This is a genomic window from Aeromicrobium sp. Leaf272 (assembly GCF_001422865.1).
Classification (GTDB): Bacteria; Actinomycetota; Actinomycetes; order Propionibacteriales; family Nocardioidaceae; genus Aeromicrobium.
In genome coordinates this window covers 317419-319525 of record NZ_LMMY01000011.1, presented here as the reverse complement: position 1 = coordinate 319525, position 2107 = coordinate 317419, and the positions used below count along the sequence as shown (strand labels likewise).

Annotated in this window: 2 protein-coding genes and 1 pseudogene; 1 reads left to right on the top strand and 2 read right to left on the bottom strand. The window is 73.3% G+C overall.

The annotated features are described in order from the left end of the window. The coding region (locus ASF38_RS17165; RefSeq protein WP_162237327.1) for a LysR family transcriptional regulator at positions 1-834 on the bottom strand (834 nt) is incomplete at its 3' end. A 72-nt stretch (positions 835-906) separates the two neighbouring features. Between ASF38_RS17165 and ASF38_RS08595 the strand changes: the two genes are divergently transcribed. Further along, a complete protein-coding gene (locus ASF38_RS08595) occupies positions 907-1803 on the top strand; it encodes an EamA family transporter (protein ID WP_082480624.1) in 897 nt (298 codons plus the stop codon). Positions 1804-1840: 37 nt separating this feature from the next. Here ASF38_RS08595 and ASF38_RS19260 read toward each other — a convergent pair. Further along, positions 1841-2107, bottom strand: a pseudogene (locus tag ASF38_RS19260) (TetR/AcrR family transcriptional regulator); the annotation flags it as partial.

Sequence of the window (2107 nt, the reverse complement as noted above, 5' to 3'; positions counted from 1 at the left end):
GGCGCGCCGCCAGACGAGCTGGACGCGTCGCTCAGGCACCGGGTCGACGACGGGCACCGTGACGACCTCCGGGGGCAGGGGCCCGCGACCCATCCGTGGGACGAGCGCGACGGCCACGCCCGCAGCGGCGAGCGCGAGGTGCGAGGCGTACTCGTGGTCGATGTAGCGCAGCTCGGGCCGCAGCGCGTGACCGGCGAACATGGCCACGAGCCAGTCGTGGCAGATGCTGCCGGCAGGCGTGCACACCCACTGCTCCTGCACCAGGTCGCGCGGGGTCACCGACGTCCGGGTGGCGAGCGGGTGGTCGCGGTGGACCACGAGGTCGGCCCGGTCGGTGAGCAGGGGCGCCGCGTCGACGCCCGGGGGGATCTCGAGGTGGACGGACTCCCAGTCGTGCACGAGCCCGGCGTCGGCGGTGCCCCTGGCCACCTGGAGCACGACGTCGCGCGGGTCCGCCTCGACCACCGTGACCCGCAGCTCCGGCGCCTCGACGGCCAGGCGCGCGAGCAGGGGTGCCACGAGCCCGCGGTTCGCCGTCGCGAACGTGGCCAGGTGGAACGGACCCTGGGGGCGGCTGCCGTCGCGCCCGAGGTTCGACAGCGACTCCAGCTCGTCGAGCACCGCCGACCCACGCTCGGCGAGCAGTCGGCCGACGTCGGTGAGCACGACGCCGCGTCCCACTCGTTCCAGCAGGGGGCGGCCCTGCTGCCGCTCCAGGCGCTTGACCTGCTGGGAGACCGCCGACGGCGTGTAGCCCAGGGCGTGGGCCGCGGCCACGACGCTGCCGTGCTGGTGCACGGCGAGCAGGGAGCGGAGGGCGCTCAGGTCGATCATGCAGGAACCGTACATGGAATCGTGAAGAAAGCATCGCTGGACGTACACGGTCTCGACCACCAGACTGGCTCGGTGACCCGCCGTGACAGCCTCCTCGCCGTGCTCGTCGCCGTCCTGTGGGGCGGCAACTTCGTGGCCATCCACCTCGGCCTCGAGGGCGGTGACGGTGAGGACTTCCCCCCGTTCCTGTTCCTGGCGATCCGCTTCGTGCTGGTGGCCCTGCCTCTGGTGTTCCTGGTCCCGCGGCCGAAGGCGTCGTGGCAGGCCGTGGTCGCCGTGGGCGCGTTCATGAGCCTCGGCCAGTTCGGCCTGCTGTACCTCGCGCTCGCCACCGGCATGCCGGCCGGTCTCGCCTCGCTGGTGCTGCAGGCCCAGGTGGTGCTGACCATCGTCATCGCGGCGGTCGCCCTCGACGAGCGGCCGAGCCGGCGCCAGGCGGCCGGGGCCCTGGTCGGCACGGCGGGGCTGGTCGTCGTGGCGGTCGGCTTCGGCGCCGGTGCGTCGATCGTGCCCCTCGTCGTGACGGTGGGCGCCGCGCTGTCATGGGCGATCGGGAACGTCGTCGCCCGTGCGGCCAAGGTCGAGTCCGGACTCTCGCTCGTGGTGTGGTCGGCGCTCGTGGTCCCCCTGCCGTGCCTGGCGGTCTCGTGGGTCGTCGACGGCCCCGACGTCATGGTCGAGGCGATGGCCGGGTTCGGCTGGGCGGCGCTGCTGAGCACCCTGTACACCGTGGTCGGCGCGTCGCTCGTGGGCTACACGATCTTCAACGGCCTCATGGCGAAGCACCCCGCGTCGTCGGTGGTGCCGTACATTCTGCTCGTGCCCCCGGTCGGGATGCTCAGCGCCTGGCTCGTGCTGGGGGAGGTGCCTAACCTGCTCGAGGCGGTGGGTGCCCTGGTCATGCTGGTGGGCGTGACGGTCGCGGTGACGTCGAGCCGGCGACCCGCCGTGGTGGCGGCCCCTTCCTGATCGCCCCCTCCTGACGGTCCAGCGGCGCGACCGGGCGTCAGCCGAGCAGCGCGGCCCGCGCCATCCGTGCGAGCAGGACCCGCAGGTCGGCCTCGGCGATGCGTGCGCTGTGCGGGGTGGAGTTGAGCAGACCGAACGTCGCCTGCACGGCGGCGCGGGCGGCGGTACGGGTGAGGTCGTCGCGGAGCGTGCGCACGACGTCGACCCACACGTCGACGTAGGCCAGCTGCAGGGCTCGCACCTCGGCACGGGCGTCGGCGTCGAGGGAAGACCACTCGCGCTCCTGCACCACGATGTAGGCGGG